Raw genomic sequence first — 1,120 nt, forward strand, 5'->3', positions numbered from 1 at the left:
TGCAAGCCTTCCAACTCTTCCCGCTCCAAATCACTCAGATTCATCTTTCCCATGCAAACCATATGGGGTGCAATCTCTTTGGTTCAATGGACTAGCCTGTCCGATTTGGTTCTTCCTCCCGGGAATAGCGAATTTGCGTTGGTCTGTACGACGGCCAAATCGCGCGACCGGTGGTTTCGAAGAAGCGTTCCACCCGCGTTATAAATGAGGATAAAAACATGGCGCCACCGACTGAACGCAGATTTAGCATCGATCGTCGCGATAGTGACGTGGGGCCGCCCGTGGGGCGCGCCGAGCGGCGCCGGCGTCCTGATCGCCGGCTCCCTCTCGTAACCGAGGAACAATTTTCCTACGCGGAATGGAATGCTCTGTTTGGCGTTATGGCGAAGAAATTCCGTGGCGGAAACCACATGGACGACCATACCGCAGACGTATTGGGACGAGCTCGGTAGTCGAACGGGGTAACGACGCATCCGGGATGTGCGTTGCATTCCATGATGGCCTTCTTGAAGGAGACGACCGCTATCCCGGCCGGCCGGATCACTTCCGGCACCTGATTGCCCGCCATCGGCCACGGCCCAAAGCGGAAGCCTATCTGCGCCTCGCCACCCTGCCGGGTGAGCAATGCCAGATCGACTGGGGCCATTTCGGTCATCTGGAGATGGGCCGGGCCCGGCGTCCCTTGATGGCTTTCGTCGCCGTCCTGTCCTGGTCACGGGAGATCTTCCTGCGCTTTTACCTCGGTGCCCCCATGGAGAACTTCCTGCGCGGCCATGTCGAGGCCTTCACCGCCTGGGGCGGTTGCCCCCGGGTCGCCCTGTACGACAATCTGAAGAGCGCGGTGCTGGAACGTCAGGGAGCAGTGATTCGCTTCAACCCGATGCTGCTGGCCCTGGCCGGCCACTATCGCTTCGAGCCGCGCCCGGTGGCCGTCGCCCGGGGCAATCAGAAAGGCCGCGTCGAGCGGGCGATCCGCACCATTCGCGATGCCTTCTTTGCCGGTCGCCGTTTCCGGGATATCGATGACTGAGGTAGGTCGTCAACCGTAGAGTCCAACGGGTTAAGCGGCTATCTGTTTTGCATGGTATTGCTGGGTGAATTGTGCCGGCGACAGATAGCC

The 1,120-nt window shown here is 60.2% G+C and carries 1 protein-coding gene; it reads left to right on the top strand.

The window, feature by feature from the left end:
- The first annotated feature begins 478 nt into the window (after nucleotides 1–478).
- Nucleotides 479–1,030, top strand: a complete 552-nt coding sequence (locus BO74_RS21120) for a hypothetical protein (RefSeq protein WP_496445378.1) — start codon at nucleotides 479–481, stop codon at nucleotides 1,028–1,030.
- Nucleotides 1,031–1,120 lie beyond the last annotated feature (90 nt).

This window comes from Propionivibrio pelophilus DSM 12018 (assembly GCF_059569095.1).

Bases quoted from the DNA above. Each gene is read 5' to 3' on its own strand.
- BO74_RS21120 (WP_496445378.1), top strand. From the start codon at position 479: ATGTGCGTTGCATTCCATGATGGCCTTCTTGAAGGAGACGACCGCTAT.